The organism is Variovorax sp. P4_D9, from assembly GCF_056401695.1.
The window spans coordinates 1-2,210 of the sequence record NZ_JBFUIU010001160.1; the positions used below are offsets into that span (position 1 = coordinate 1).

Consider the following 2,210-nt stretch of genomic DNA (forward strand, 5'->3'; position numbering starts at 1 on the left):
GGCATGCCGAGCTGCAGATGAACTACCTGATCGCTGGCTCGGCCGCGGGGGCGCTGGTGTTCGTTCTGCTCGCGACATTCGCGGGCGCCGGCTTCTATGGCAACGGGCTGATCTGGATCCTCGGCATGGCCGCCTGTGGCGCGATCGGCGCCCTGGTCGCCGGCGCCGTCTTCGACAGCCGGTTCTACACCCGCAAGTAGTCCTTCACCCTTGACCCGCGCCCTCCTCCTGGCGCTGCTCCTCGCGCCCCAGGGCTTGAGCATTTGCAGGTCGTGGAAGCCCGGCGGGGCGTGCCAGTGCGTTGAAAGTCGAAGCAAACGGATTGCGCCCGTGACCACGCCGCCTCCACACGCGGGCGCATTCCGGGCGAGCCCTCAGGGACTGTGCATGCTGCCCAGGATGCTGGTCTGGGCGCCGTTCGTGCCGGCGCGGTGCGCTTCATCGAGCACAACATCCCCGAAGTGCTGCCGCTGATGGTGTTGCCGCCCGGCCAAACGCTTGCAGCCGAAGTTGAGTGAGACGGCATGGCTCGACGAAGCATGCCGAATCTCCGACGCTCACCGTGTGCCCCGCAATCTGTTCGATGCAGTGCTCGACGTGCGCATGCCCTTCCCGGTTGCACATCAGCCAGGGCGGAAACTGGAAGTGCACCACGCCCAGCTTGCCGGCATCCTTGAGCGGCGCGATCGCGTCGATGAATCGCTTCCACAGCTCAGTCCGGATCTCCGGCGGCGTGCCGCGGTAGATCTGGAACGCTGTACCTTCGGACCAGCGCGGCACTCTCGAAGTGTCATGCGGTCACGAACAATTCTCGAACCAGAGCCGATCATCCGAGTCGCTCAACGATGGTCACGTTAGCCATGCCGCCGCCTTCGCACATGGTCTGCAGGCCGTAACGTTTGCCGCGCTTGCCGAGCGCGTTCACCAGCGTGGTCATCAGCTTGGTGCCGGATGCGCCCAGCGGATGGCCGAGCGCGATGGCGCCGCCGTTCACGTTGAGCCGCGCCGGATCTGCGCCCAGCTTCTGCAGCCAGGCCAGCGGCACGGGCGCGAAGGCTTCGTTGACTTCGAAGAGGTCGATGTCGTCGATCTTCATGCCGCGGCCTTGGCCAGCGCGCGCGCTGCAACCGCCGCCTGCTGAGCACCCATCTGCATCGGTCACGGCACGCCGATGAATGCTGTTCGGCAGAGCGCGTTTACCCAACGGCTATCGACGTGGGGGCGTGAGCTCCCCAGACCGACCGCCATCCTCAGCGTCTCGACACATTGGCTGAGCAGGGGCGTCACCGGCGATTGGCAGACCTCGCCAGCGCATGCGGATGCGGATGTGGATGTGGACGACCGAGACCCCGCGCGGCTGTCCGCCCGGAGCGTCGCGCTACACGAGCACGCCGTTGCCGAAATTGATCGCCGCGCGCAAGGTTCCGGTCGGCGCCAGGTCGTTCAGGCCGGCGAAACGGTTCCGATCGACATCGTCATGGCCTGCGTTCCAGCACCGCAAGCGTCGGGCGATCGCCGCTCGCCTTGCCGGTGATCGGCGGCTTGGGCAGCGTGGCGTCGCCGGGCTCGACCACGAAGTGATGGTCCAGCGAATACCAGGCCCCCGTGACATCGTCCGCCGGCGCCGGTTCGTCCGAGTGCAGCACATACTGGCCGATCAATGATTTCGTCACACCGAACTGGACATCCGTCTCGAGGTTGGGATCGTCGCTCGAATACACCTGGGAGAACTGGGTCTTGAAGCCAGGCTTGTGAATCATGAAATGGATATGGGCCGGGCGCATGTTGTGGCGCCCCTGCGCCCGCAGCAATGCCCCGACCGGGCCGCTCAGCGGGATCGGGTAGCCCGCCGGCTTGACGCTTCGGAAGGCGATGTGCCCCTTGGTATCGGTCGTGAACTTCCCGCGCAGGTTCATGTCCTCCTGGCCCGGATCCTGGTTCTCGTAGAAACCCTCACCCGACGTGTGCCAGACGTCGACTTCCGCACCCTCGACCGCGCGGCCCTCCCTGTCACGGATCCAGGCATTGACGAAGATCGGGGCGCCTGGCGTCGGTGACCGCACGATTGACGCGCCATTGGCGGTGGCGGGCGAGTTCATGCGCCAGAACGGGCCCATGAGGTTCGCCGTGCTGTCGGTCTGTCCCTGGTCGCCGTTGTTGAGCAGGCAGACCAGCGAGGAAATACCCAGCGAGCCGGCGATCAGCTCCAC

General features: G+C 65.9%; 3 protein-coding genes and 1 pseudogene. 1 reads left to right on the top strand and 3 read right to left on the bottom strand.

Annotated elements, in window-relative coordinates:
• Nucleotides 1–200: hypothetical protein (locus AC1DY5_RS52360; RefSeq protein WP_478122138.1), on the top strand; the 200-nt coding region annotated here is incomplete at its 5' end.
• Between the two features lie 238 nt (nucleotides 201–438).
• Here the strand turns inward: AC1DY5_RS52360 and AC1DY5_RS52365 are convergent.
• The 3 genes and pseudogenes from AC1DY5_RS52365 to AC1DY5_RS52375 form a co-directional block, all read right to left on the bottom strand.
• Nucleotides 439–780, bottom strand: coding sequence for a DUF72 domain-containing protein (locus tag AC1DY5_RS52365; RefSeq protein WP_478122139.1), 342 nt, complete (start codon nucleotides 778–780; stop codon nucleotides 439–441).
• A gap of 46 nt (nucleotides 781–826) precedes the next feature.
• A pseudogene (locus AC1DY5_RS52370) lies at nucleotides 827–1,099 on the bottom strand (acetyl-CoA C-acetyltransferase); the annotation flags it as partial.
• 376 nt (nucleotides 1,100–1,475) lie between these two features.
• On the bottom strand, nucleotides 1,476–2,210 hold a 735-nt coding region (locus AC1DY5_RS52375), incomplete at its 5' end, for a dioxygenase family protein (protein ID WP_478122140.1).